Genomic DNA, 246 nt, shown 5'->3' on the forward strand with positions numbered 1-246 from the left:
CTCAAGCTCGATGCAGGTGGTCTCCCGGTCGAGTGGGTCGACTGGAAGGAGGCGGTCAGTCTTTATTTCACCGACAAGATCGCTTGGGAAGCGGGTACTGAAAAGATTCACCTGCGCGGTGGTCGGTGACCGAGAAGGTGGCAATGGTCGAACAGACCTACGAGCCCGGTATGACCGTATCGCTGGTCGCGCGCCGTAACGGCGTGGCCGCCAATCAGCTGTTCCGCTGGCGCAAGCTCTATCGAG

The 246-nt window shown here is 60.2% G+C and carries 1 protein-coding gene; it reads left to right on the forward strand.

Annotated features, from left to right (window positions below; all coding sequences use genetic code 11):
* Window positions 1-143 precede the first annotated feature (143 nt).
* Window positions 144-246: transposase (locus D3260_RS17160; RefSeq protein ID WP_147418257.1), on the forward strand; the 103-nt coding region annotated here is incomplete at its 3' end.

This window comes from Salinisphaera sp. Q1T1-3, assembly GCF_003602005.1.
GTDB lineage: Bacteria > Pseudomonadota > Gammaproteobacteria > Nevskiales > Salinisphaeraceae > Salinisphaera.